Origin of the sequence: Pseudomonas sp. NUPR-001, assembly GCF_052147955.1 — a bacterium.
Lineage (GTDB): Bacteria > Pseudomonadota > Gammaproteobacteria > Pseudomonadales > Pseudomonadaceae > Aquipseudomonas.
The window spans coordinates 5936730-5959512 of sequence record NZ_CP197353.1 but is presented as its reverse complement, the minus strand read 5'-3'; the positions used below and the strand labels follow the sequence as shown (position 1 = coordinate 5959512).

Here is a 22783-nt window from a genome sequence, read left to right as displayed (position 1 = left end):
ACAGGGTGTGACGCTTCCAGCAACATTCTGTTACTGAGCTAGGCTTAAATTCCCTCTCCCGAGAAACACGGTGGATCCAATGACACGACATACGCTGAACTGGATGACGCTTTTCGCTGCGGTGGCACTGGCGTTGCCAGGGATAGCCTCGGCCCATCATGCCATGATGAAAGACGGGATGATGGTCGATCATGCGGGCATGACGCTCTACACCTTTGACAAGGACTCTGACGGCAAGTCCATGTGCAACGGCGAGTGTGCCAAGAACTGGCCACCGTTGATGGTCAAAGCGGGAGATACGGCCGAAGAGGGCTGGACGCAGATCAAGCGCGACGACGGCTCAATGCAATGGGCCTACAAAGGCAAGCCGGTGTACACCTTCATCAAGGACAAGAAAGCCGGTGACATGACCGGTGACGGCATGAAAGATGTTTGGCACGTGATTAAGTAGCAGTTTCTGATCGCGGGGCAAGCCCGCTCCTACAGGCTCTGTGGGAGCTGGCTTGCCCCGCGACACATCAAAAACTGTAATCCAGCACAATCCCGACAAATACCAGCAACCCCGCCCAGTGGTTGTGCAGGAACGCCTTGAAGCACGACTCGCGGTCCAGCTTGCGGGTCGACCAGAACTCCCAGACAAAGCACACCAGCGCCGCTACCAGCCCCAGATGGAACCAGCCACCCAGCTCAAAGCGGTTGCCGGCCAGCAGCAAACACGCCAACGACAGCACCTGCAGGGTCAGGATGATTGCCCGATCGGCTTCACCGAACAGGATCGCTGTAGACTTCACACCGATTTTCAGGTCGTCATCGCGGTCGACCATGGCGTAGTAGGTGTCATAACCCACCGTCCACAGCAGGTTGGCGATGTACAGCAGCCAGGCGATGGCAGGCAGTTCACCGGTGGCGGCGGTGAAGGCCATGGGAATGCCCCAGGAATAAGCGGCCCCGAGTACCACTTGCGGGTAGTAGGTGTAACGCTTCATGAACGGGTAACAGGCGGCCAACGCCACCGCGCCGAAGGACAGCCACACCGTCTGGGCATTGGTGCACAGCACCAGCAAGAAACTCACGCCCACCAGCACGGCAAACAGCACCAAGGCCTCGCGGGCCTTGATCTTGCCGGCCGCCAGCGGACGCTCGGCGGTGCGTTTGACATGGCCATCGACCTTGCGGTCGGCAAAGTCATTGATGGCACAGCCGGCGGCGCGCATCAGCACCACGCCAAGGGTGAAAATCAGCACATTGGCCAGGGTTGGCGAACCCTTGGCGGCGATCCATACGGCTGAGAGGGTGGGCCACAGCAGCAGATAGATACCGATCGGACGATCCATGCGGCTTAGCTGAATGAAGTCCCAGGCCCGAGGGTGCAGACGATTGAACGACTTGAGCAGCTGCAGGTACATCAGCGGATCTCCCCGGTGATCTCAGCGGCCTGCCACAGTGATGGCAGGAAGACTTCGGCAACCAGAATGCTCAACTCGCCGCGATCAAAGCGCGAGCGCCGCCCCCAGAGTGTGTCGCTGGCGTCTGCACTTGGCAGCCAGCCGCGGGGATAGTGGCAGACCTCAATGGCACGGCGGGTGAACGCCTGGTCGCAGAACAATAGTTCGCCCAGCGAGCGGCTGCCCAGCGCCTCCATATCCAGCCCGCCGCGCTCCAGGGCACTGCGCGCGGCAACACTACGGGCGAATACCCAGGCCTGGCCGTGACCACGCAAGTACACTTCGCGCACCCAGCCTTCGCTGCCGGGCGGCAGGTCGAGCGCTTGACACTCGTCATCACGCAGCGGCTGCCAGCCCTCGCAAAGGGGTGTAACAGAAAAGTGATCGGCGGATAATCGAGTCAGGCGACGCGTCAGTGACCCTTGATCGAACAACCAGTCAAGGAGTGCAGGCGTTGTGCTGTCTGCTACCTGAGAGTACTGCAACCATTCTGCAGCGGGCGCTTGCGATGTTTCGTACGGCACGATGGTATGGATTAACAGGCCAAAGAGACCGCGAGCTTAGCATGATTGCCCGATCCGGCTTGCATGCTGGCACCTGGCTCCAGTACAAAGCCCCTCCTTAGCGGGTCGCCACTGTAATTTATCCAAGAGCGACCCCTCCAATGCCTGGGTCTGTTGAGGAAGTGCGTAATGAAAAAGTGGCAGTGTATTGTGTGCGGTCTGATCTACGACGAGGCTGAAGGCTGGCCTGATGACGGTATTGCCCCGGGCACCCGTTGGGAAGACGTACCGGCAGACTGGCTGTGCCCGGATTGTGGCGTGGGCAAGATGGACTTCGAAATGATCGCCATCGGCTGATCACTCTTTAATCAGGATGCAAGGACACAAGGCATGACGGCACCGGTGGTAATTGTGGGTACAGGGTTGGCGGGCTACAACCTGGCCCGCGAATTTCGCAAACACGACAGCGACACGCCGTTGCTGTTGATTACCGCCGATGACGGCCGTTCCTATTCCAAGCCGATGCTGTCCACCGGCTTTGCCAAGAACAAGGATGCTGATGGCCTGAGCATGGCCGAACCCGGCGCCATGGCCGAGCAGCTCAACGCCGAAGTGCGTACGCACACCCGCATCAGCGGCATCGATCCGGGCCATAAGCGCCTGTGGATTGGTGAGGAACAGGTGGCTTACCGTGACCTGGTCCTGGCGTGGGGCGCGCAAACCGTTCAGGTGCCCGTTGCGGGTGATGCGGCCGACGCGATCTTCCCGATCAACGATCTGGAAGATTACGCACGCTTTCGCGCCGCTGCCGCTGGCAAGCAGCGCGTGTTGATTCTCGGTGCCGGGTTGATCGGCTGCGAGTTTGCCAACGACATGAGCCTGGGTGGTTTTCAGGTTGATCTGGTAGCGCCCTGCGAGCAGGTCATGCCGACCTTGCTCCATCCTGCGGCCGCTGGCGCCGTGCAGGCTGGGTTGCAAGGGCTTGGCGTGCGTTTCCATCTTGGCCCCGTGCTTAACCGTTTGCAGCGCATTGGCGACGCTCTGGAGGCGCATCTGAGCGATGGCACTGTTATCGCCTGCGACCTGGTGGTTTCAGCCGTTGGCCTGCGCCCGCGTATCGATCTGGCCGCCGCTGCCGGCTTGCAGGTGAATCGTGGCGTGGTGGTCGACCGCCAGCTGCGTACCTCGCATGCCAACATCTACGCGTTGGGCGATTGTGCCGAAGTCGATGGCCTCAACCTGCTCTACGTCATGCCCCTGATGAGCTGCGCGCGGGCATTGGCGCAAACCCTGGCCGGTCATCCAACGAGCGTTGCCTATGGCCCTATGCCGGTGACCGTGAAAACCCCGGCGTGCCCGTTGGTGGTGTCGCCGCCACCCCATGGCCGTGAAGGCACATGGCAGGTTGAAGGCCAGGGTACAGACCTCAAAGTGCTGTGCCACGATGCTGATGGCAACCTGCTGGGCTATGCCCTGACCGGCTCGGCGGTGATGGAGAAACTGGCTCTAAATCGGCAACTTCCGGCGCTAATGGCGTAAATAGCGGGCGTTCTGTCGGATTTCCCCTGTTATTGCCTCAACAATGGCCGTCCAGAGACTGGCGCGGCCCCCGACAGCATGCCATCCTCACTCCCGTCTGCCGCAGTTTAGAGCCTGCGGTGCCTTGGGCGCTGTCCTGAAGGGCAGCACGGCATAACAACAAAAAACCGTCAAAGAGGCTTCACTATGCGCAAACCAGAACTCGCCGCAGCTATCGCTGAAAAGGCCGATCTCACCAAAGAGCAAGCCAATCGCGTGCTTAACGCCGTACTCGAAGAAATCACCGGCGCCCTGCATCGTAAAGACAGTGTGACGCTGGTCGGTTTCGGTACCTTCGTGCAGCGTCATCGCGGTGCCCGTACCGGCAAGAACCCGCAAACCGGTGAGCCGGTAAAAATCAAAGCCAGCAACACGGTTGCCTTCAAGCCAGGCAAATCCCTGAAGGACAGCGTCAATCCGTGATGCCTCGCACCGATTGACTGCATTGAGAAACGGGCACCGGCGACGGTGCCCGTTTTTTATGGGCGCTTGATAGGAGTACCTGTCTTGCACCACCTGTGGGAGCGGGCTTGCCCCGCGATAGCGGTGTGTCAGCCAACATCGCATCGCGGGGCAAGCCCGCTCCCACAAAGATGTAAACGGCGATGAACGTCGCGAAATGTGCGGCAAAGTATGGTGTTTTTGTAGCGAGACTATAAACTGCTTCGCCAGTCATTTTTTAGCCGAGGCGTGCACATGAAGTTTCGCTTTCTCCTTTGGGCCATGGGCTTGCTGATGGCCAAGGCCAGCCGTCAGAACCCGGCGTTTCAGCAGCAGCTGACCGACAAGGATCTGGTTTTCCAGCTGCAGACGCTCGACGGTAAGGTCGCGCGCCACTTCATCGTCAAAGACATGCGCATCAACAGCCAGTCTGGCGTCCACCCGCAGCCGGCATTTGCCATCGCCTTCAAAGACGCAGCCTTCGGCTTTGCCACCTTGCAAGCGAAGAACAAGCAGTTGGCATTTATGCAGGGGATTCAGGACAAGAGCATCCAGATCAAGGGCAATCCGGCGCTGGTGATCTGGTTCCAGGGCCTGATGAAGTACCTGAAACCGAAGAAAAAGGCCTGAGCCTAGGCTCAGGCCTGTGCTGATCAGTGCTGGTTGAACTGCGAGGCCAGCTCGCGCAGCAGCGCCTCGGCCTCTAGCACTTTGGTGACCACATCTTCTGCCTTGTCGCGGGAGATGTTCAGGCGTTGCAGCAGCTCGTCCGGAATCGGCTCATCAGGGCCCGAGCCGATGCCTCGGGCGCGCAACAGGCGCACGGCCAGGCACGCCAGGTTCGGGAAGGCGGCATGTTCGCCATCGTAGTAAGGATCGTGCTGGAAGCGCAGCGCGGTGGCCAACTCATCAGGCATGTCCCAGAAGCGCATCAACCAGGCACCGATCTGTTCGCGGCTGATACCCAGCAGGTGCTGCTCGATGTAGCTGTGGCACAGGTGCGGGTTGACCTCCAGGTGACGGCAGATCAGCGAGAAGTGCGGCGGGAAGACATGCGCCAACAGCAGGTAGCCAAAGTTGTGCAGCAGCCCGGCCAGGTAGGTCAGCCCGGCTTCCGGGCGTTCTGCCCGTGGAATGGCACGGGTCAGGCCCTCAATCACTGCGGCGGTGTAGATCGACTGCTGCCAGTACGGCGTGGCTTGCTGCGGGTGGTCTTTGGGCAGGCTCAGGGTTTTGCCCAGGGCCAGGCCCAGCGCCAGGTTGATCACCAGATCAAAACCCAGCACGCGCACAATGGCGTCTTCTACCGAGCGAATCTTGCCCGGTGAGGCGTAGTAGGGTGACGCCGCCCAGCTGACCACTTGTGCAGCCAGGGCCGGGTCGGTCTCGACCACGCCGGTGATGTCGTCGATTGTCGCGTTGGGATCAACCCGCAGCTTGATGATCTTCTGCGCCGTTTCTGCCAGTGGCGGAATCTCGATGGTGTTTTCCAGGCGCTGTTGAATACGCCGGGCGGTAAAGACCTGGACCGCCTGGGAGATTTCCGCGCGGTCGTCGGTTGGGCGATCGAGGTTGGGGCGGATGCGCGCCACTGGCTCACCGAAATTGCCCGCGCTGGCCTTGCTCAACATCTTCTTGAAATCGTCCCGCTCAATTTCCAGCCACAGGTGCGCTTCGCCAGAGTGGACCAGTAGCTTCTCGGGTTCGAGCAGGCTCTCTTCATACAGGCACGGCGAGCTGGTCAGCGCTGGAATGCCGGGCAGGATCTTCAGCGTGTGCTTGTCCAGCATGGTCTTGAGGCGATCCAGGGGCACGGCAGCCAGCTTACGGCCGGTCAGTTCAGTGAGGCGGTTAAGGTCCAGTAGCTGGTTCTGCGGGAACAGCACCATCAGGGCGCCGACCGCGTCGTCGAGCAAGACGGCCTGGACTTTGCGCTCAGGCAGCAAGTGCGGATGATCGAGTACTTCCCGGTAGGCAATACCGAGCTTTTCCAGCAACAGCCGGATAACAGACGGAGCGTGGGGGGTTGCGGTGTCCAAGGCAACTTCAGTCATTGTCTGTATCCAGAGGTTTTAGGTTCGCAAGAGTATAACCAGCTTCAACCTCGAGCTGGATCCAATTTGAGACAAGGGTCACACCTGGCCATATTGCTGGCCGTGACGCAGCCAGCGGTCCAGTAGCGGACTGACATGCTCCGGCCAGCGAGCCAGCAGCGCTTGGGCGGCATCGCGTACCGCCGGCAACAGGTCGGCATCACGCATCAGGTCGGCCACCTTGAACTGCAGCAGGCCGGTCTGGCGTGTTCCGAGCATTTCACCGGGACCGCGCAGCTCAAGGTCTTTCTCGGCGATGATAAAGCCGTCGTTGGTTTCGCGCATGATCCCCAGGCGTTCGCGGCCAATCTGTGACAGCGGCGGGTGGTAGAGCAGTACACAGTGGCTCACGGCGCTGCCGCGTCCGACCCGCCCGCGCAGCTGGTGCAACTGGGCCAGGCCCAGGCGTTCGGGGTTCTCGATGATCATCAGGCTGGCGTTGGGCACATCGACGCCCACCTCGATCACCGTGGTCGCGACCAGCAACTGTAGGTTGCCTTGTTTGAACTCGGCCATCACCGCTGCCTTTTCGGCAGGCTTCATGCGCCCGTGAATCAGGCCGACACGCAACTCGCCCAAGGCGCTACCCAGTTCTTCGAATGTGGTTTCTGCGGCCTGGCAGGTGAGTTCTTCCGACTCTTCGATCAGCGTACACACCCAGTAAGCCTGACGCCCTTCCGCGCACGCCGCGCGTACCCGCTCGACCACTTCGAAGCGACGGCTGTCAGCGACCAGGACGGTGTTGACCGGCGTGCGCCCGGGCGGCAGCTCGTCGAGGATCGAGGTGTCCAGATCGGCGTAGGCACTCATCGCCAGGGTGCGTGGGATGGGCGTTGCGGTCATGATCAACTGGTGTGGGCACAGCTCGCCACCCACACCTTTCTGGCGCAGCGCCAGGCGCTGTTGAACGCCGAAACGGTGTTGCTCGTCGATGATTGCCAGGGCCAGGTTGTGGAATTTCACTTCTTCCTGAAACAGCGCATGGGTGCCGACCACCATCGGTGTGCCACTGGCGATCTGTTCCAGGGCACTGGCGCGGGCTTTGCCTTTGAGCTTGCCGGCCAGCCAGGCGACTTCAATACCCAGCGGCTCCAACCAGCGCTTGAAGGTGGCGAAGTGTTGTTCGGCGAGGATCTCGGTGGGGGCCATCAGTGCAACCTGATAGCCCGCTTCCAGGGCTTGCAGGGCCGCCAGCGCGGCCACCACGGTTTTCCCGGCACCGACGTCACCTTGTACCAGGCGCAGCATCGGCTCCGGTTGGCTGAGGTCGTAGGCAATCTCGTTGCCGACCCGTTGCTGAGCACCGGTGGGGGCAAAGCCGAGATTGGCCAGGTATTGCTGGGGCAAGCGCGTGGCCTTGGGCAGCACCGGTGCACGCTGGGCACGCAGGCTTTCGCGCAGGCGTTGCTGCGACAGCTGATGGGTCAGCAGCTCTTCGAAGGCCAGGCGGTGCTGGGCCCAATGCTGGCCTTCGGCAAGTTCGTCGACGTCGGCATCGGCCGGTGGATGGTGCAGGTAGCGGATGGCTTCATCCAGCGGCGCCAGTTGGTAATCCCGGGCCAGTTCCAGCGGCAACCAGTCGGGCAGGCTGCGCGGGCCGAGCATCGCCAGGCTTTGTTGGCACAGCTGGCGCAGGCGCTGCTGGGTCAGGCCTTCGGTGGTCGGGTAGATCGGCGTCAGGGTCTGCTCCACCGGGACCGGTTCATCGCCGGTCAGGGCGCGGTATTCCGGGTGGTAGATCTCAAGGCCCGAGGCGCCAGGGCGGGCTTCGCCATAGCAGCGCAGGTGCGTGCCTCGTTTCAGGCCTTCTTTTTGCGCATTGCTGAAGTGGTAGAAACGCAGGCTCAGTACGCCAGTGCCGTCACCCAGGCGCACGACCAAACTGCGGCGCTTGCCCATGACCACATCGGCGCCGCTGACAACGCCTTCGATCACCGCATCCTGGCCAGGGCGCAAAGCGCCGATCGGGACCACACGGGTGCGGTCCTGATAGCGCAGGGGCAGGTGGAAAAGTACGTCCTGAAGGTTCTCCAGGCCGACCTTGGCCAGCTTCTCGGCCATGGCCTCGCCAACGCCCTTCAGTGCAGTTACCGAGACCTGCGACAACTCCGGCATGTTGACGTCCTACGCGCTCACTGGTGGTTTGGCCACCGAGCACAGGCGGATGGAGTCGGCGAGGATCTCGATCGCTTTCGGCCGCGGGAAGCTTGCGCGCCAGGCAATCGCCACGGTGCGAAACGGCGCCGGTGGGCTCAACGGACGCACTTCGATGACCCCAGGGGCATAGTGGTGGCTGTGCACTGCCGACAGCGGCAGGATCGACACGCCAAGGCCCGAGGCAACCATGTGACGGATGGTTTCCAGCGAGCTGGATTCAACCGTGGTGTGCTTGGCGCCGTCGCTACCCTTGGTCAGGGTCGGGCAGGCTTCGAGTACCTGATCACGGAAGCAATGGCCTTCACCGAGCAGCAGCAGGCTCTTGTCGTTCAGCAGGCTGGCGTCGATGGTTTGCTTCTTGGTCCATGGGTGCTCGCTGGGCATCAGCACATAGAAGGGCTCATCGTACAGCGGCAGGGTCAGGACATCGGCTTCATTGAACGGCAGCGCGATGATCACCGCGTCCAACTCACCATTGCGCAGCTTGTCGCGCAGGATGTGGGTGAAGTTTTCTTCGATGTACAGCGGCATCTGCGGGGCAACCCGATGCAGTTGCGGGATCAGGTGCGGGAACAAGTACGGACCGACCGTGTAGATCGCCCCGACTTTCAGCGGCGCGGTCAGTTGGTTCTTGCCGGCCTGGGCCAGTTCGCGAATGCCCTGGGCCTGCTCAAGCACCTTCTGGGCCTGGGCGACGATACCTTCGCCAACCGGGGTCAGGCGTACCGCGCTTTTGCTACGCTCGAAGATCAGTACACCCAGCTCGTCCTCGAGCTTTTTCACGCCCACCGACAGGGTCGGCTGGCTGACATGGCAGCGCTCGGCGGCATGGCCGAAGTGCTGTTCTTGAGCGAGGGTGACGATGTAGCGTAATTCTGTGAGGGTCATAACGTGCGTCCATGAAGTTGCGGCCCCAGCATAGCGGCTGCAATCGATAGACGCACGTTATCAGAGTTGCTTGGTTGTGACAGAAACAATGTGTTAGCGCTTGTCCAGCGAGTAGACGAAAGGCGCGATCACCTCGATGCTGCCGTTGTTAAGCAATTCCTTCGGTGGAGGTGGAACCGGCTGGGCGCGACGGATCATCTCCAGCGTTGCCCGATCCAGTGCCGCACTGCCCGAGCCGCCGGCCAGGGTGTAAGACAGGATCTTGCCCTCGCCATCGACGACAAAGCGCAAGCGGTTGATGCCTTCCATACGCATACGACGGGCGTTTTCCGGGTAGCGCTTGTACTTGGCCAGGTGGCGCAACAGATCGCTCTGCCAGGTGGGCAGGGCATTGCTGTTGGTCGCGATGCTTGGCGCAGGCGCTGCGGATTTTTGCGTCGGCGCGTTGCTTGGCGGCGTGTCGACCACTTCTTCGTCAGCAGGCTTTTCCTGCGGCGGCTCAGGCTTTTTCTCTGGCTTGGGCGGCTGCGGTTTGGCCTTCGGCTTGACCGGCTTGGCAATGGCGATTTTCGGTTTTGGCGCCTCGGCCAGTTTCGGCAACGGCGGTTCTTCAACCGGCGCTGGCGGCTGTGGCGGGGTCACCACCTTAGGCGGTGGTGGAGGTGCCGGTTCAGGCATCGGCGCCATTTCGATCATCATCGCCGCTGGCGGCAGTTCGATCGCTTGGGGCACTGACCAATTGAGCGTCAGCAGCACGGCGACGGCATGGATACCCAGCACAATCGCCAGACTACTGCTGTAACGCGCCAGCTTATGCCGCGTCTTGATCATTTCTTGGCTGCCGTCTCAAGGCCGACCAGACCGACTTTCAGGTAACCGGCCGCGCGCAGCGAATTCATGACTTCCATCAGATCACCGTAATCCACGCCTTTGTCAGCCTGGAAGAAGATCGTGGTGTCCTTGTCGCCCTTGGTCTTGGCGTCGAGCACGGCGCCGAGCTGATCGCGCTGGACCTGCTCGTCACCGACGTAAACGTTCTGGTCGGCCTTGACGCTGAGGAACACCGGCTTCTCCGGCCTCGGCGCCGGTTTGGCGGTCGAGGCGGGCAGGTCGACCTTGATGTCGACGGTTGCCAGAGGCGCTGCCACCATGAAGATGATCAGCAGGACCAACATCACGTCGATAAACGGCGTGACGTTGATTTCGTGGTTCTCGGCGAGGTCGTCGCCACCTTCGTTAAGATGCAGGCCCATGGATTACCCCACTTTCACCATGTGAGGTGCAGTGGCGCGATCGGCTGGCTGGTGGTCCAGGTCGCGGCTGACCAGCAGCAGGACTTCTGCCGAAGCGTCCGATACCTGGGCTTTGTAGCCAGCGATCGAGCGGGCGAAGACGTTGTAGATGACCACCGCCGGGATCGCTGCAACCAGACCCAGTGCAGTAGCCAGCAGGGCTTCGGCGATACCCGGGGCAACCACGGCGAGGTTGGTGGTTTGGGTTTTGGCGATGCCGATGAAGCTGTTCATGATGCCCCACACGGTACCGAACAGGCCGACGAACGGTGCGGTGGAACCGATGGTTGCCAGGACGCCGGTGCCGCTGCTCATGTTACGGCCGCTGGCGGCTACCAGGCGCTCAAGGCGGAAGCTGACGCGCTCTTTGATGCCTTCTTTCTCGCGGGTGTTGGCCGACAGGCGCATTTCATCCAGGGCATCGTGGACCAGCAAATGGCCCAGGGTGCCTTCCTTGTTGGCGCCATCGCTGGCTTCCTTGAGGGTGGTGGATTTTTTCAGCAGGGCAATATCGCCACGCAGACGGCGCTTGGCGCCCATCAGCTCGAAGCCTTTGGCGATCCAGATGGTCCAGGTGATGATCGAGGCAATGACCAGGCCGATCATGACGATCTTGACCACGATGTCGGCGTTTTTGTACATGCCCCATGGCGACAGGTCGTGGGCCATGCCCAGGCTGGTGTCTTCAACCAGTGCTTCAACTTCAGCGGCTTCGCTGGCGACCTGGCCTTCGATCGGCGCTTGACCCGCGGCGGCAGGAGCAGCGGCGGCAGCAGCTGGATCAGCTGGCGTGGCAGCAGGCTCGGTGCCCGGTGCTGCAGGGGCAGCAGCAGGTGCTACGGCAGCGGCAGGGGTCGCAGCAGGCGTGGTCGGCTCATCGGCCAATGCAGCCGGGGCCACTGCCAGGCTGAACATCAGCGCTGCAATGGCGCGCCATACGCGCGGCGTGGTTGGCGAAGCGGAAGGTTGGATACGTGTCATGCTGGCCGGACCTGATGAAGAAGAAAGAGGTGGTTGTCCTTCCAGGCCTCGATACAGGCCGAGAACAAAATTGGGCGGCCATTATTGCAAGTAATTCTTGTTAGCAGAAGTAATAAAGTTACTTTTTTTCCATCATCGCTAGCCGCCTATCGATTTATTTGGATAGGCTTGGCCTTTGATTTACGGAGTTCGGCAATGTCTGCGTCGTCTGTTTTGATCGTCGGGTGTGGTGATGTCGGTAGTCGCCTGGCCAAGCAAATGCTGGCTGGCGGCTGGCAAGTAAGTGGCCTGCGCCGCAGTGTGGGCGAGCTGCCCGCTGGGGTGACGGCGGTCGCTGCCGACCTGTTCGACCCGCAGTGCCCTGCCACCTGGCCGACACAGGCGCCGGACTACCTGGTCTACTGTGCGGCAGCGAGCCAGCATGACGAGGCCGGTTATCGAGCCGCCTATGTTGATGGCCTCAAGCACGTCCTGAGCTGGTTGGCCGAGCGCGGACAGGCGCCACGGCGTTTGCTGTTCGTGTCCAGCAGTGGGGTGTATGCCCAGCAGCAAGGCGAATGGATTGACGAAACATCGGTGACCGAGCCGCAAAACTACAGCGGCACGGTGATGCTTGAGGCCGAACAGTTGGCGCTGGCCAGCGGCATACCGACTTCCATTGTGCGTCTGACCGGCATCTACGGGCCGGGGCGTGAATGGTTGCTCAGTCAGGTGCGTCAGGGTTATCGGGTCACCGAAGAGCCGCCGCTGTACGCCAATCGAATTCATGCCGAAGACGCCGCGGGCTTGCTGGCCTTCCTGATCACAGCTGATGCCCAGGGGCAAACGCTGGAAGATTGCTACATCGGCGTCGATGATGCGCCGGCACCGTTGGCCGAAGTGGTGGCCTGGCTGCGCCAGTACATGGGCGTCACGCAGTGGTCGGAATCGGAGCGGGTGCGTCGCACCGGTAGCAAGCGTTGCAGCAACGCTCGCGCCCGGGCACTGGGCTGGGTGCCTCAGTACCCGAGCTTCAAGGAAGGCTATGCGGCAATCCTTGAAGGGCGCAACGACTAAGCGTCAGCTCAGTCGCGTTCAAGCAGCCACTGACGAGCACCAGGTTGCAGCATTGGTTTCTCGTCAGGCTGGGCGCCGTTGACGGCGCGCAGGATTTCCAGCTGATCGCCGTCACGCTTGAAGATCCACGGCGCGCCTTTCTGGTTGCGCTCCAGCCACAGGCTGTCGTTGGCACCGCTCATGTCGGCACAGTCGCCGGCCAGGCACAGGGCGTAGCGGTCCAGGTTGGGCAGGCCTTCGACGCTGCCGTTGTCGCGAAAGTGCACCGTGCCACCTTGGCCTGGGCCTTCGATGACCTTCCACTCACCGCCCAGGTAGGCGTTGTACAGCGCCTGTTCGAAGGTGGTGCCGGTGCGCGCGCCCATCGGAGCGGGGGTTTCGGCTTTTTCGAAGGTTTGTTGCGGCATGGCATCACTGGTTTGCTGCACCAGTTCGTCACCTTCGAGCACCAGGGTCTGAACCAGATTGCCGGGGAATGTTACCTGGTACTGCTTCTCGCCAGCGTTCAGCTGGCCTTCAGCAATTTCAAAACCGTTGTCGAAGCTGGCTTGGCCGGCGGCGACATTGACCTTCCATTCGAAATTCGGGCCGTTGTCTTGCAGGGCCTGGCGCAGGCTGACGCCTTTGGCGGCGGTATCGATGGCTTTCTGGTTGATCCAGATGCCGTTGTAATCTTCGGGTTTGTGGCTAGCGCATCCGCTCAGCAGTGCGGCAGCCAGGGTCAGGGCGAGCGCATGGCGCATGGCGGGGTCCTTTCCGGGGCAAAGCGAGGGCGAGCCGGGCGGCTCGCCGCGCGGGGTATTACTCGAGGACCAGGATCGCGTCCATTTCAACTTGCGAACCGCGTGGCAGCGCGGCAACACCGATGGCGGCGCGTGCTGGGTACGGCTGTTCGAAGTACTTGCCCATGATCTCGTTGACCTTGGCGAAGTGGCTCAGGTCGGTCAGGAAGATGTTCAGTTTGACGATGTCTTTGAACGAACCACCTGCAGCTTCAGCAACCGCCTTGAGGTTTTCGAAGACCTGAACGGTCTGGGCTTCGAAACCTTCAACCAGTTCCATGGTTTTTGGGTCCAGTGGGATCTGGCCGGACATGTACACCGTGTTACCGGCCTTGATCGCCTGGGAGTAGGTGCCGATGGCGGCTGGGGCCTTGTCACTGGTGATGACGGTCTTGGTCATGATGACTCCTTGCTGTTATTAGGCTACGTGCGCATGCGGGTGATGCGAATCACACCGGTCAGGGCGCGTAGTTTCTTGATCACGCGGGCCAGGTGCACGCGGTCGTGCACGCTGACCACCAGTTGGACCACGCTGATGCGACCATCGCGTTCGTCCATGCTGATTTTCTCGATGTTGCCGTCGGCGGCGTTCACGCTGCTGGCCAGCAGCGCGATCAGGCCGCGTTGGTGCTCCAGTTCGACGCGCAGCTCGACATTGAATTCGCCGGTAACGTCCTTGGCCCAGGAAAGCTGTACGCATTTCTCCGGGTTGTGGCGGATTTCGCTGATGTTCCGGCAGTTCTCCAAGTGGACGACCATGCCCTTGCCAGCCGACAGGTGGCCGACAATCGGGTCGCCCGGAATCGGCGTACAGCACTTGGCGTAGCTGAGTACCAGGCCTTCGGTGCCGCGAATCGCCAGCGGGCCTTCAGGTGCTGGCAGCTGCTCACCCTCGGTAGACAGCAGGCGCCGGGCCACGACATAGGCCATGCGGTTGCCCAGGCCGATGTCTTCGAGCATGTCCTCGATCTGCTCCAGGCGGTACTCGCTGAGCATGGCTTGAACGCGTTCCTGGGGGATTTTGTCCAGGGCGCTGTCGAAACCGTTGAGGACCTTGTTCAGCAGGCGTTCGCCCAGGCTGATCGACTCGGAGCGGCGCTGCAGTTTGAGCGCATGGCGAATGTGGGTACGGGCTTTGCCGGTGACGACGAAATTGAGCCAGGCAGGATTCGGCCGGGCGCCCGGGGCGCTGACGATCTCGACGGTCGAACCGCTTTGCAGGGGCTCGGACAGCGGCGCCAGGCGGCGGTTGATCCGGCAGGCGATACAGCTGTTGCCGACGTCGGTGTGCACCGCGTAAGCGAAGTCGACCGCCGTGGAGCCTTTAGGCAGCTCCATGATGCGGCCTTTGGGCGTGAACACGTAGACCTCGTCCGGGAACAGGTCGATCTTCACGCTTTCGATGAATTCCAGCGAGTTGCCTGCACGTTGCTGCATTTCCAGCACGCCTTTGACCCACTGACGGGCGCGGGCATGGGTGCCTTTGGGCTGTTCGTCGTCGCTGGATTTGTACAGCCAGTGCGCGGCAATGCCATTGTTGGCCATCTCTTCCATTTCGCGGGTGCGGATCTGGATTTCGATCGGTACACCGTGCATGCCGAACAGCGTGGTGTGCAGCGACTGGTAGCCGTTGGCCTTGGGAATCGCGATGTAGTCTTTGAAGCGGCCAGGCAGCGGTTTGTACAGGTTGTGTACAGCGCCGAGCACGCGGTAGCAGGTGTCTACCTTGTCGACGATGATGCGGAATGCGTAGACATCCATGATCTCGTTGAAGGCCCGGCGTTTGCCGCGCATCTTCTTGTAGATGCCATACAGGTGTTTCTGGCGGCCGCTGACTTCGCCTTCAATACCGTCGACCGCCAGGCAGTGGGCCAGCGACTCTTCGATCTTGTTGACGATTTCCTTGCGGTTGCCACGGGCACGTTTGACTGCCTGGTAGATGCGCGCCGAGCGCATCGGGTGCATGGCTTTGAACCCCAGGTCTTCGAACTCGACGCGCACACTGTGCATCCCCAGGCGGTTGGCGATGGGGGCGTAGATTTCCAGGGTTTCCTTGGCGATGCGTCGGCGTTTTTCGCCTGACAGCACCTCAAGCGTGCGCATGTTGTGCAGGCGGTCGGCCAGTTTGACCAGGATGACGCGGATGTCCCGGGCCATGGCCATGGCCATTTTCTGGAAGTTTTCCGCTTGTGCTTCGGCCTTGGTCTCGAAGTTCATCTGGGTCAGTTTGCTGACCCCATCCACCAGTTCGGCCACCGTCTCGCCAAATTGCGAGTTGAGGGCTTCTTTGGCGATGCCGGTGTCTTCGATCACGTCATGGAGCATGGCCGCCATCAGGCTCTGATGGTCCATGTGCATGTCGGCGAGGATGCTTGCCACCGCCAGCGGATGCGTGACGTAAGGCTCGCCGCTACGACGGCGTTGGCCGTCGTGGGCTTGTTCGGCGTAGAAGTACGCCCGGCGCACCAGGTTGACCTGGTCGGCGCCGAGGTAGGTCGACAGGCGATCGGCGAGGGCGTCTATGCTCGGCACAGGATTACCTCCTGCCGAGGAAAAAGGACCTGCGCCGCACCACGTCGACCAGGCATAGGCTTAAACGGCCTCGTTCGCCTCTTCCTCGCTACCGAAAGCAAAGGCAGGTTCGACTTCGACAATGGATTCGGCAGCGATGAATTCAGGGGTGCAGATGCCTTCAGCGATTTCACGCAGGGCAACGACGGTAGGTTTGTCGTTTTCCCATGCCACTTTCGGCTCTTTGCCGCCGGTGGCCAGCTGACGGGCACGCTTGGTAGAGAGCATGACCAGCTCAAAACGGTTATCCACGTGTTCTAGGCAGTCTTCAACGGTTACGCGGGCCATGGTCTTCCTCAAGTAGCAAATGCGGTGTTCAGCCCGAATGGGCGAGCGGACTCGATAGTTTAAAAAATCACCAGCCATTAGGGAAGCGCTGATTTCACTTCGAGCCCTGAATGCCTTGACGATAACCAGTTCCGGGGCTCTGGCACAACTGTTTGATTGAAAGCATCGCGGGGCAAGCCCGCTCCCACCGGAGCCTGTAGGAGCGGGCTTGCCCCGCGATAGCGGCTACTGGCGCGCCAACGCATCGCGCAAACGCGGTGTCAGCTCATCAAACAGGGTTTGCACCGAACGCAACGCGCGGCAATCCGGACGGGTCAGCAGCCACACTTCGGTGTCACACCCCGGCAGGGCATCGCTCAGCGGCTCGACGCCCGGCAGGGTATGGGCCATGTAGTCGGGCAGCGCAGCCACGCCCAGGCCAGCGGTCACCAGTTGGGCAATTGCAGAAATGCTGCTGCAGCGATAGCGCGGCGTAACGCCCGGCAGGTGCTCACGGCGCCACACCTCGGTGGCGTGATCCTGCATGGTGTCATCCGGGGCGATCCACGGCAGGCTGGTTGGCGCTTGCTTGAGCTTTTCGCGGTAGTGCTCCAGGCCAGACACAACGTAGGAGGCCGAACCCAGGCATCGGCCGACCAAATGTTCGGGTGGCGAGTTGGTCAGGCGCAAGGCCAGGTCGGCATCGCGGCGGCTCAGGTTGGCGAACGTATTGGAGGTTGCCAGTTCAAGTGACAAAGCAGGGTAGGTGGGCATGAACTCAGCCAGTGCCGGAAGCAACAGGCTGTGCAGCACCGCATCGGTACATGTCAGACGAACGGTACCGCTGACCACCTGTTCACCGTGCTCCAGCGCCACCCGCGCGGCATCCAGTGCCTGTTCGGCGCGCTCTGCCTGCTCTGCCAGGGCCTGGGCGGTGCCGGTGGGAATGTAGCCTTTACGGCTCTTTACGAATAACGCGGTACCAAGGGCAGCTTCCATGCGCCGGATCGAGCGGAACACCGTCGAAACATCCACCCGCAGCAGCTCTGCGGCTTTTGCCAGTGAGCGGCCGCGTACCAGGGCGAGTACCAGCGAGAGGTCGGCGTGACTGATCTGATATTGCATGGGTGCACTCTTTGCTTGCCTAAATGCCAATGTCTGTTGCGCTGGGGCCATTCTATAGTGAGGCAGCAGTCGTGAATCAACTCGTAACATTGTCAGAATGTGGAACGTGAGTCCTATTTGACAGCGTTCTGCAGTCCCCACGATGGACACTTTTAAAAAGAACAAACTGAACCATCGCCGCTCCCGTTAGCGCCGCAGTACCTCCTCCACAATCGTTCGATAAAAATCAAAGGATGCCTAGCCATGACGTCGGTCTCCCCGCGCGCCATCCCTCTCGACGAGATGGGTGAATTTCTCCAGGCCCACCCTGAGGTGCAATTTGTCGATCTGCTGATTGCAGACATGAACGGCGTGGTACGCGGCAAGCGCATCGAGCGTGCGAGCCTGGTCAAAGTCTACGAGAAGGGCATCAACCTGCCGGCTTCTCTGTTCGCACTGGATATCAACGGTTCGACCGTCGAAAGCACCGGCCTTGGCCTGGACATCGGCGACGCCGACCGCATCTGTTTCCCGATTCCCGGCACGCTCAGCTACGAACCCTGGCAGAAGCGTCCTACCGCTCAGTTGCTGATGACCATGCATGAGCTGGACGGTGCGCCGTTCTTCGCCGACCCGCGGGAAGTCCTGCGCGGTGTGGTGGAGAAGTTCGACGCCCTGGGCCTGGATATCTGCGCAGCGTTCGAGCTTGAGTTCTACCTGATCGACCAGGACAACCTCAACGGCCGTCCACAGCCGCCGCGCTCGCCCATTTCCGGCAAGCGTCCGCAGTCGACCCAGGTGTACCTGATCGACGACCTGGACGAGTACGTCGACTGCCTGCAAGACATGCTGGAAGCGGCGAAAGAGCAAGGCATTCCTGCCGATGCCATCGTCAAGGAAAGCGCCCCGGCGCAGTTTGAAGTCAACATGCACCACGTTGCCGACGCGATCAAAGCGTGCGACTACGCGGTGTTGCTCAAGCGCCTGATCAAGAACATCGCCTACGACCATGAAATGGACTCCACTTTCATGGCCAAGCCTTACCCGGGCCAGGCGGGCAACGGTCTGCATGTGCATATTTCGTTGCTGGACAAGAAAACCGGCAAGAACATCTTCGCCAGCGATGACCCCGAGCAGAGCGAAACCCTGCGCCACGCCATTGGCGGTGTGCTGGAAACCATGCCGGCGTCGATGGCATTCCTGTGCCCGAACATCAACTCCTACCGTCGTTTCGGTGCTCAGTTCTACGTGCCCAATGCGCCAAGCTGGGGCCTGGACAACCGTACCGTGGCGGTTCGCGTACCGACCGGCAGCAGCGATGCAGTGCGTATCGAGCACCGTGTGGCCGGCGCCGATGCCAACCCTTACTTGATGATGGCGGCGATTCTGGCGGGCATCCACCACGGTCTGACTAACCAGATCGAGCCGGGCGCGCCGATTGAAGGCAACTCCTACGAGCAGTTGGAGCAGAGCCTGCCGAACAACCTGCGCGATGCGCTGCGTGAACTCGATGACAGCGAAGTGCTGAACAAATACATCAGCCCCGACTACATCGACATTTTTGTCGCCTGCAAGGAAAGCGAGATGGCCGAATTCGAGGTGTCGATTTCCGACCTCGAATACAACTGGTACCTGCATACCGTGTGATGCCCGGAGATAACAACAATGACAATTGCACCACGTGAACACTGGGAACAGCTGTTCCAGACCCTGAAGATCGAAGGCCGCGCCTTTGTCGACGGGCAGTATTGCGCCAGTGTTGCTGGTGACAGTTTCGATTGTTCAAGCCCGGTCGATGGCCGCTTGCTGGCAACGATCGCCAGTTGCGACAGCGCCGACGCCGAGCGTGCCGTGGCTGCAGCGCGGCGCAGCTTTGACAGTGGTGTGTGGGCCAAGCAGGCCCCGGCCCAGCGTAAGCGCGTGCTGATTGCCTTCGCCGACTTGCTGCTGGCCAATGCCGAAGAGCTGGCGCTGCTGGAAACCCTGGACATGGGCAAGCCGATTGCCGATGCCCTGAGCATTGATATCCCCGCTGCGGCCAACGCCATTCGCTGGCACGCCGAAGCGATCGATAAGATTTATGACGAAGTTGCTGCAACCGCGTCCGACCAGCTGGGTCTGGTCACCCGCGAGCCGGTCGGCGTGGTTGCGGCCATTGTTCCGTGGAACTTCCCACTGATGATGGCCTGTTGGAAACTCGGCCCGGCCCTGGCCACCGGTAACTCGGTGATCCTCAAGCCGTCCGAAAAATCACCGCTGACCGCGATCCGTATCGCGCAGCTGGCGCTCGATGCTGGTTTGCCGGCGGGCGTGCTCAACGTTCTGCCCGGCTATGGCCACACCGTGGGCAAGGCCCTGGCCCTGCACATGGACGTCGATACCCTGGTGTTCACAGGTTCCACGCGTATTGCCAAGCAATTGATGGTGTACGCCGGTGAATCGAACATGAAGCGGGTCTGGCTGGAAGCGGGCGGCAAGAGCCCGAACATCGTCTTCGCCGACGCCCCAGACCTGCAAGCAGCTGCCGATGCCGCCGCTGCGGCCATCGCCTTCAACCAGGGCGAAGTGTGCATTGCCGGTTCGCGCCTGTTGGTCGAGCGCAGCATCAAGGAGCGCTTCCTGCCGATGGTGGTCGAAGCCCTCAAGGCCTGGAAACCAGGCCATGCACTGGACCCAGAAACCCGCGTCGGGGCCCTGGTGGACGGTACCCAGCTCGACACCGTGCTGGGCTACATCGAAGCGGGCAAGGCCGATGGCGCCACCCTGCTCACCGGTGGCGAACGGGTCCTGGAAGACACCTGTGGTGTTTACCTGCAGCCGGCCATCTTCGATGGCGTCACCAATGCCATGCGCATCGCCCGCGAGGAAATTTTCGGGCCGGTGCTGTCGGTAATCACCTTTGACAGTGCCGAAGAGGCCGTGGCCATTGCCAACGACTCACCGTTCGGCCTGGCAGCGGCAGTCTGGACCAGCGATATCTCCCGTGCCCATAACACCGCTCGCGCCTTGCGCGCAGGCAGCGTGTGGGTCAACCAATACGACGGCGGCGACATGACTGCACCGTTCGGCGGCTTCAAGCAGTCGGGTAATGGTCGGGACAAATCGCTGCACGCTTTTGACAAATACACTGAACTCAAGGCGACCTGGATCAAGCTGTAAGGGAGGGTGAACCCATGCAAACTACCAATGACCTGCCGCCTTTGATTGGCATTTCTGCCTGTCGTCAGCAGTTGGGCAATAACTCGTCGCATACCGTCGGCGACAAGTATGTCGAAGCGGCAGGCTTTGCCGGCATCCCTTTGATCCTTCCCGCACGTGCCGAGCCGGGTGACCCGCAGCGCGTGCTGGAACGCCTCGATGGCATTCTTTTTACCGGTTCGCCTTCTAATGTTGAGCCGCATCATTACAATGGCGCCCCCAGCGTGGAAGGTACGAAGCACGATGTGTTTCGCGACCGGCTGACCCTGCCGTTGTTGCAGGCCGCCATTGCCACCGGTGTGCCGGTGTTCTGCATCTGCCGTGGATTCCAGGAATTGAACGTTGCCTTGGGCGGCACGCTGCACCAGCGGGTGCAGGAGCTGCCAGGTTTCCTCGACCACCGCGAGCCGCAGGACGCGCCACTGGAAGAGCAATACAGCCCACGCCATAGCGTTACCGTGCAGCCCGGCGGGCTGTTCGAACGACTGGGGCTGGAGCAGCACTTCATGGTCAATTCGCTTCACAGCCAGGGCATCAATCGCCTGGCTGACGGCCTGCGGGCCGAGGCCCTGGCGCCGGACGGATTGATCGAAGCGGTATCCATGGAGGATGCCCCAGGCTTTGTGGTCGGCGTGCAATGGCACCCCGAATACCGCTTGGCCGACAACCCGGTTTCGTTGCGTCTGTTCGAGGCGTTTCGTCAGGCATGTCTGGCCCGTGCAAGGGGTGAGCGTCACCGGGAGAAGACCCTATGAGGGTATCCGGTTGATCCGGAGCTGCATTACCAGGCAACAAGTTTCATTGAGTGCAAGTGGGCGCGCTGCGGGGCGCCCTGAAAAACAATAGTAAAAGCGGCGGCAACTACTCATGAGCGAATACGAAGCAGGCCTGTCCCCAGGTATGGGACAGGCTCGCACCCAGGAAAGCGGTGCATCGAAAGCAACCAAAGGGCTCGACGCAGGTCGGCTGGGGCTGCTGGCGAGCATTGTCCTGGGTATCTCCACCATTGCACCGGTCTACACCCTCACAGGCGCCCTCGGCCCAACCGTACGTGAAGTCGGCGCGCACCTGCCGGCGGTGTTCATCGTCGGCTTCCTGCCGATGCTGCTGGTAGCGCTGGGCTACCGCGAACTGAACTCGGCAGAGCCGGACAGCGGTACGTCCTTTACCTGGTCGGCGCGGGCGTTTGGCCCGATGATCGGCTGGATCGGCGGCTGGGGGTTGGTCACAGCCACCACCATTGTGCTGTCCAACCTTGCGGGGGTGGCCGTCGACTTCTTTTATCTGTTCCTTGGGCAGATCACCGGCAGCCACGAGGTGGCGGCGCTGGCGGATAACTTATTGATCAACATCGTCACCTGTTGCGTGTTCATTGCCATGGCGGTGTGGATTTGCTGCCGCGGGATCACCACCACCATGACGGTGCAGTACAGCCTGGTGGCGCTGCAGTTGGTGGTGCTAGTGGGCTTTGCCATGGCCGCGTTTGGCGAGTCGGCGCCGATGCCACCGCTGGAATTCGATTTTGCCTGGTTCAATCCATTCGGCGTCGAATCTTTCTCGGCATTTGCTGCTGGTCTGTCGTTGTCGATTTTCATCTTCTGGGGCTGGGACGTGTGCCTGAGCATCAGTGAAGAGTCCGTGGGCAGCGGTGACACCCCCGGCCGTGCGGCGACCCTGACCGTACTGCTGATTCTCGGTTTGTACCTGGTAACGGCGATTGCCACGCTGCAGTTTGCCGGTATTGGCGAAGATGGCCTGGGCCTGAACAACCCGCGTATCCAGGAAAACGTCTTTGCTCACCTGGCAGGTCCGGTCATGGGCCCGCTGGCTATTCTGATGTCGATCGCGGTATTGGCCAGCACCGCAGCCTCGCTGCAGTCGACCTTCGTGGCGCCCGCGCGCACTTTGCTGGCCATGGGTTACTACGGTGCGGTACCGGAGCGCTTCGCCAACATTTGCCCACGTTCGAAAACCCCGCGTTACGCGACGATCTGCGCCGGTGTGGCGGCGGGCGTGTTCTACGTGACCATGCGTACCCTGAGTGAAAACGTACTGGCCGACACCATCACTGCCCTGGGCATGATGATCTGCTTCTACTACTCGCTGACGGCGTATGCCTGTGTCTGGTACTTCCGCCGCAGCCTGTTCGACAGCGTGCGTCACTTCCTGATGCGTGGCCTGTGCCCGCTGCTGGGCGGTGGCATTCTCTCGGTGATCTTCCTGCAGACCGCCTACGACAGTGCTTCGCCGTCGTTCGGCAGCGGTTCGCACGTGGGTGGTTTGGGGTTGGTGTTCGTGATCGCAGTGATCATCACCCTGCTGGGGCTGGGCCTGATGATGCTGTCACGCCTGCGGGCGCCGGCGTTCTTCCTGGGCATGACCCTGCAACGTCACGCCATGGTCTCCAGCCGCCGCTAAGCGGCTGGA

General features: G+C 61.3%; 23 protein-coding genes. 10 read left to right on the top strand and 13 right to left on the bottom strand.

Annotated features, from left to right (window positions below):
• The first annotated feature begins 79 nt into the window (after positions 1-79).
• Complete coding sequence (locus tag ACP6KB_RS27435; protein ID WP_442110910.1) at positions 80-451, top strand: COG4315 family predicted lipoprotein; 372 nt, start codon at positions 80-82, stop codon at positions 449-451.
• Between the two features lie 67 nt (positions 452-518).
• On the opposite strand, the gene ubiA is transcribed toward ACP6KB_RS27435, so the two are convergent.
• On the bottom strand, positions 519-1406 hold the full coding sequence (gene ubiA, locus ACP6KB_RS27430; protein WP_442110908.1) for a 4-hydroxybenzoate octaprenyltransferase: 888 nt from the start codon (positions 1404-1406) through the stop codon (positions 519-521).
• On the bottom strand, positions 1406-1930 hold the full coding sequence (locus tag ACP6KB_RS27425; protein ID WP_442110906.1) for a chorismate--pyruvate lyase family protein: 525 nt from the start codon (positions 1928-1930) through the stop codon (positions 1406-1408). The genes ubiA and ACP6KB_RS27425 overlap by 1 nt, the downstream gene beginning before the upstream one ends.
• 207 nt (positions 1931-2137) lie before the next feature.
• Here ACP6KB_RS27425 and ACP6KB_RS27420 point away from each other — a divergent pair, with 207 nt between their 5' ends.
• The 4 genes from ACP6KB_RS27420 to ACP6KB_RS27405 all read left to right on the top strand — a co-directional run bounded on the left by ACP6KB_RS27420 (position 2138) and on the right by ACP6KB_RS27405 (position 4597).
• Entirely contained in the window at positions 2138-2305 is a 168-nt protein-coding gene (locus tag ACP6KB_RS27420) for a rubredoxin (protein WP_028942479.1), read from the top strand.
• Positions 2306-2338: 33 nt separating this feature from the next.
• Positions 2339-3487 (top strand): NAD(P)/FAD-dependent oxidoreductase, encoded by a 1149-nt coding sequence (locus ACP6KB_RS27415; RefSeq protein ID WP_442110903.1) that lies wholly within the window; start codon positions 2339-2341, stop codon positions 3485-3487.
• 186 nt (positions 3488-3673) lie between these two features.
• A complete protein-coding gene (locus ACP6KB_RS27410; protein WP_133213757.1) occupies positions 3674-3949 on the top strand; it encodes an HU family DNA-binding protein in 276 nt (91 codons plus the stop codon).
• A gap of 273 nt (positions 3950-4222) precedes the next feature.
• On the top strand, positions 4223-4597 hold the full coding sequence (locus ACP6KB_RS27405) for a helicase (protein WP_442110901.1): 375 nt from the start codon (positions 4223-4225) through the stop codon (positions 4595-4597).
• Positions 4598-4620: 23 nt separating this feature from the next.
• On the opposite strand, the gene ACP6KB_RS27400 is transcribed toward ACP6KB_RS27405, so the two are convergent.
• The 6 genes from ACP6KB_RS27400 to exbB form a co-directional block, all read right to left on the bottom strand.
• A complete protein-coding gene (locus ACP6KB_RS27400; RefSeq protein WP_442110899.1) occupies positions 4621-6021 on the bottom strand; it encodes an aminoacyl-tRNA deacylase and HDOD domain-containing protein in 1401 nt (466 codons plus the stop codon).
• Positions 6022-6099: 78 nt separating this feature from the next.
• Complete coding sequence (recG, locus tag ACP6KB_RS27395) at positions 6100-8175, bottom strand: ATP-dependent DNA helicase RecG (protein WP_442110897.1); 2076 nt, start codon at positions 8173-8175, stop codon at positions 6100-6102.
• Between the two features lie 9 nt (positions 8176-8184).
• A complete protein-coding gene (locus tag ACP6KB_RS27390; protein WP_442110896.1) occupies positions 8185-9105 on the bottom strand; it encodes a LysR substrate-binding domain-containing protein in 921 nt (306 codons plus the stop codon).
• Between the two features lie 93 nt (positions 9106-9198).
• The gene (locus ACP6KB_RS27385; RefSeq protein ID WP_442110894.1) at positions 9199-9936 is read right to left on the bottom strand and encodes an energy transducer TonB; all 738 of its coding nucleotides are present in this window, start codon (positions 9934-9936) and stop codon (positions 9199-9201) included.
• A complete protein-coding gene (exbD, locus tag ACP6KB_RS27380; protein ID WP_133213767.1) occupies positions 9933-10358 on the bottom strand; it encodes a TonB system transport protein ExbD in 426 nt (141 codons plus the stop codon). Before exbD ends, ACP6KB_RS27385 begins: the two co-directional genes overlap by 4 nt.
• A gap of 3 nt (positions 10359-10361) precedes the next feature.
• Positions 10362-11378, bottom strand: a complete 1017-nt coding sequence (exbB, locus tag ACP6KB_RS27375) for a tonB-system energizer ExbB (RefSeq protein ID WP_442110892.1) — start codon at positions 11376-11378, stop codon at positions 10362-10364.
• Between the two features lie 195 nt (positions 11379-11573).
• Between exbB and ACP6KB_RS27370 the strand changes: the two genes are divergently transcribed.
• A complete protein-coding gene (locus ACP6KB_RS27370) occupies positions 11574-12434 on the top strand; it encodes an SDR family oxidoreductase (protein WP_442110890.1) in 861 nt (286 codons plus the stop codon).
• 8 nt (positions 12435-12442) lie between these two features.
• On the opposite strand, the gene ACP6KB_RS27365 is transcribed toward ACP6KB_RS27370, so the two are convergent.
• From ACP6KB_RS27365 to ACP6KB_RS27345, 5 genes are all read right to left on the bottom strand, one after another.
• Complete coding sequence (locus tag ACP6KB_RS27365) at positions 12443-13177, bottom strand: hypothetical protein (RefSeq protein ID WP_442110888.1); 735 nt, start codon at positions 13175-13177, stop codon at positions 12443-12445.
• A gap of 58 nt (positions 13178-13235) precedes the next feature.
• On the bottom strand, positions 13236-13616 hold the full coding sequence (locus tag ACP6KB_RS27360) for a RidA family protein (protein WP_038615925.1): 381 nt from the start codon (positions 13614-13616) through the stop codon (positions 13236-13238).
• A 23-nt stretch (positions 13617-13639) separates the two neighbouring features.
• Positions 13640-15748 carry a bifunctional GTP diphosphokinase/guanosine-3',5'-bis pyrophosphate 3'-pyrophosphohydrolase gene (spoT, locus tag ACP6KB_RS27355; RefSeq protein WP_442110887.1) on the bottom strand — a complete coding sequence of 703 codons (2109 nt, stop codon included), beginning with the start codon at positions 15746-15748 and terminating at the stop codon, positions 13640-13642.
• 60 nt (positions 15749-15808) lie between these two features.
• The gene (gene rpoZ, locus ACP6KB_RS27350; protein ID WP_028942466.1) at positions 15809-16075 is read right to left on the bottom strand and encodes a DNA-directed RNA polymerase subunit omega; all 267 of its coding nucleotides are present in this window, start codon (positions 16073-16075) and stop codon (positions 15809-15811) included.
• A 225-nt stretch (positions 16076-16300) separates the two neighbouring features.
• Positions 16301-17179 carry a LysR family transcriptional regulator gene (locus tag ACP6KB_RS27345; protein ID WP_442110884.1) on the bottom strand — a complete coding sequence of 293 codons (879 nt, stop codon included), beginning with the start codon at positions 17177-17179 and terminating at the stop codon, positions 16301-16303.
• 243 nt (positions 17180-17422) lie between these two features.
• On the opposite strand from ACP6KB_RS27345, the gene ACP6KB_RS27340 reads away from it, so the two are divergent.
• The 4 genes from ACP6KB_RS27340 to ACP6KB_RS27325 all read left to right on the top strand — a co-directional run bounded on the left by ACP6KB_RS27340 (position 17423) and on the right by ACP6KB_RS27325 (position 22774).
• Entirely contained in the window at positions 17423-18805 is a 1383-nt protein-coding gene (locus ACP6KB_RS27340) for a glutamine synthetase family protein (protein ID WP_442110882.1), read from the top strand.
• An 18-nt stretch (positions 18806-18823) separates the two neighbouring features.
• Entirely contained in the window at positions 18824-20317 is a 1494-nt protein-coding gene (locus tag ACP6KB_RS27335; RefSeq protein WP_442110880.1) for an aldehyde dehydrogenase, read from the top strand.
• A gap of 14 nt (positions 20318-20331) precedes the next feature.
• Positions 20332-21111, top strand: coding sequence for a gamma-glutamyl-gamma-aminobutyrate hydrolase family protein (locus tag ACP6KB_RS27330; protein ID WP_442110878.1), 780 nt, complete (start codon positions 20332-20334; stop codon positions 21109-21111).
• A gap of 112 nt (positions 21112-21223) precedes the next feature.
• A complete protein-coding gene (locus ACP6KB_RS27325) occupies positions 21224-22774 on the top strand; it encodes an APC family permease (protein WP_442110876.1) in 1551 nt (516 codons plus the stop codon).
• Positions 22775-22783 lie beyond the last annotated feature (9 nt).

Bases quoted from the DNA above. Each gene is read 5' to 3' on its own strand.
- ACP6KB_RS27435 (WP_442110910.1), top strand. From the start codon at position 80: ATGACACGACATACGCTGAACTGGATGACGCTTTTCGCTGCGGTGGCA.
- ubiA (WP_442110908.1), bottom strand. From the start codon at position 1,406: ATGTACCTGCAGCTGCTCAAGTCGTTCAATCGTCTGCACCCTCGGGCC.
- ACP6KB_RS27420 (WP_028942479.1), top strand. From the start codon at position 2,138: ATGAAAAAGTGGCAGTGTATTGTGTGCGGTCTGATCTACGACGAGGCT.
- ACP6KB_RS27415 (WP_442110903.1), top strand. From the start codon at position 2,339: ATGACGGCACCGGTGGTAATTGTGGGTACAGGGTTGGCGGGCTACAAC.
- ACP6KB_RS27410 (WP_133213757.1), top strand. From the start codon at position 3,674: ATGCGCAAACCAGAACTCGCCGCAGCTATCGCTGAAAAGGCCGATCTC.
- ACP6KB_RS27405 (WP_442110901.1), top strand. From the start codon at position 4,223: ATGAAGTTTCGCTTTCTCCTTTGGGCCATGGGCTTGCTGATGGCCAAG.
- ACP6KB_RS27400 (WP_442110899.1), bottom strand. From the start codon at position 6,021: ATGACTGAAGTTGCCTTGGACACCGCAACCCCCCACGCTCCGTCTGTT.
- recG (WP_442110897.1), bottom strand. From the start codon at position 8,175: ATGCCGGAGTTGTCGCAGGTCTCGGTAACTGCACTGAAGGGCGTTGGC.
- ACP6KB_RS27390 (WP_442110896.1), bottom strand. From the start codon at position 9,105: ATGACCCTCACAGAATTACGCTACATCGTCACCCTCGCTCAAGAACAG.
- ACP6KB_RS27385 (WP_442110894.1), bottom strand. From the start codon at position 9,936: ATGATCAAGACGCGGCATAAGCTGGCGCGTTACAGCAGTAGTCTGGCG.
- exbD (WP_133213767.1), bottom strand. From the start codon at position 10,358: ATGGGCCTGCATCTTAACGAAGGTGGCGACGACCTCGCCGAGAACCAC.
- exbB (WP_442110892.1), bottom strand. From the start codon at position 11,378: ATGACACGTATCCAACCTTCCGCTTCGCCAACCACGCCGCGCGTATGG.
- ACP6KB_RS27370 (WP_442110890.1), top strand. From the start codon at position 11,574: ATGTCTGCGTCGTCTGTTTTGATCGTCGGGTGTGGTGATGTCGGTAGT.
- ACP6KB_RS27365 (WP_442110888.1), bottom strand. From the start codon at position 13,177: ATGCGCCATGCGCTCGCCCTGACCCTGGCTGCCGCACTGCTGAGCGGA.
- ACP6KB_RS27360 (WP_038615925.1), bottom strand. From the start codon at position 13,616: ATGACCAAGACCGTCATCACCAGTGACAAGGCCCCAGCCGCCATCGGC.
- rpoZ (WP_028942466.1), bottom strand. From the start codon at position 16,075: ATGGCCCGCGTAACCGTTGAAGACTGCCTAGAACACGTGGATAACCGT.
- ACP6KB_RS27345 (WP_442110884.1), bottom strand. From the start codon at position 17,179: ATGCAATATCAGATCAGTCACGCCGACCTCTCGCTGGTACTCGCCCTG.
- ACP6KB_RS27340 (WP_442110882.1), top strand. From the start codon at position 17,423: ATGACGTCGGTCTCCCCGCGCGCCATCCCTCTCGACGAGATGGGTGAA.
- ACP6KB_RS27335 (WP_442110880.1), top strand. From the start codon at position 18,824: ATGACAATTGCACCACGTGAACACTGGGAACAGCTGTTCCAGACCCTG.
- ACP6KB_RS27330 (WP_442110878.1), top strand. From the start codon at position 20,332: ATGCAAACTACCAATGACCTGCCGCCTTTGATTGGCATTTCTGCCTGT.
- ACP6KB_RS27325 (WP_442110876.1), top strand. From the start codon at position 21,224: ATGAGCGAATACGAAGCAGGCCTGTCCCCAGGTATGGGACAGGCTCGC.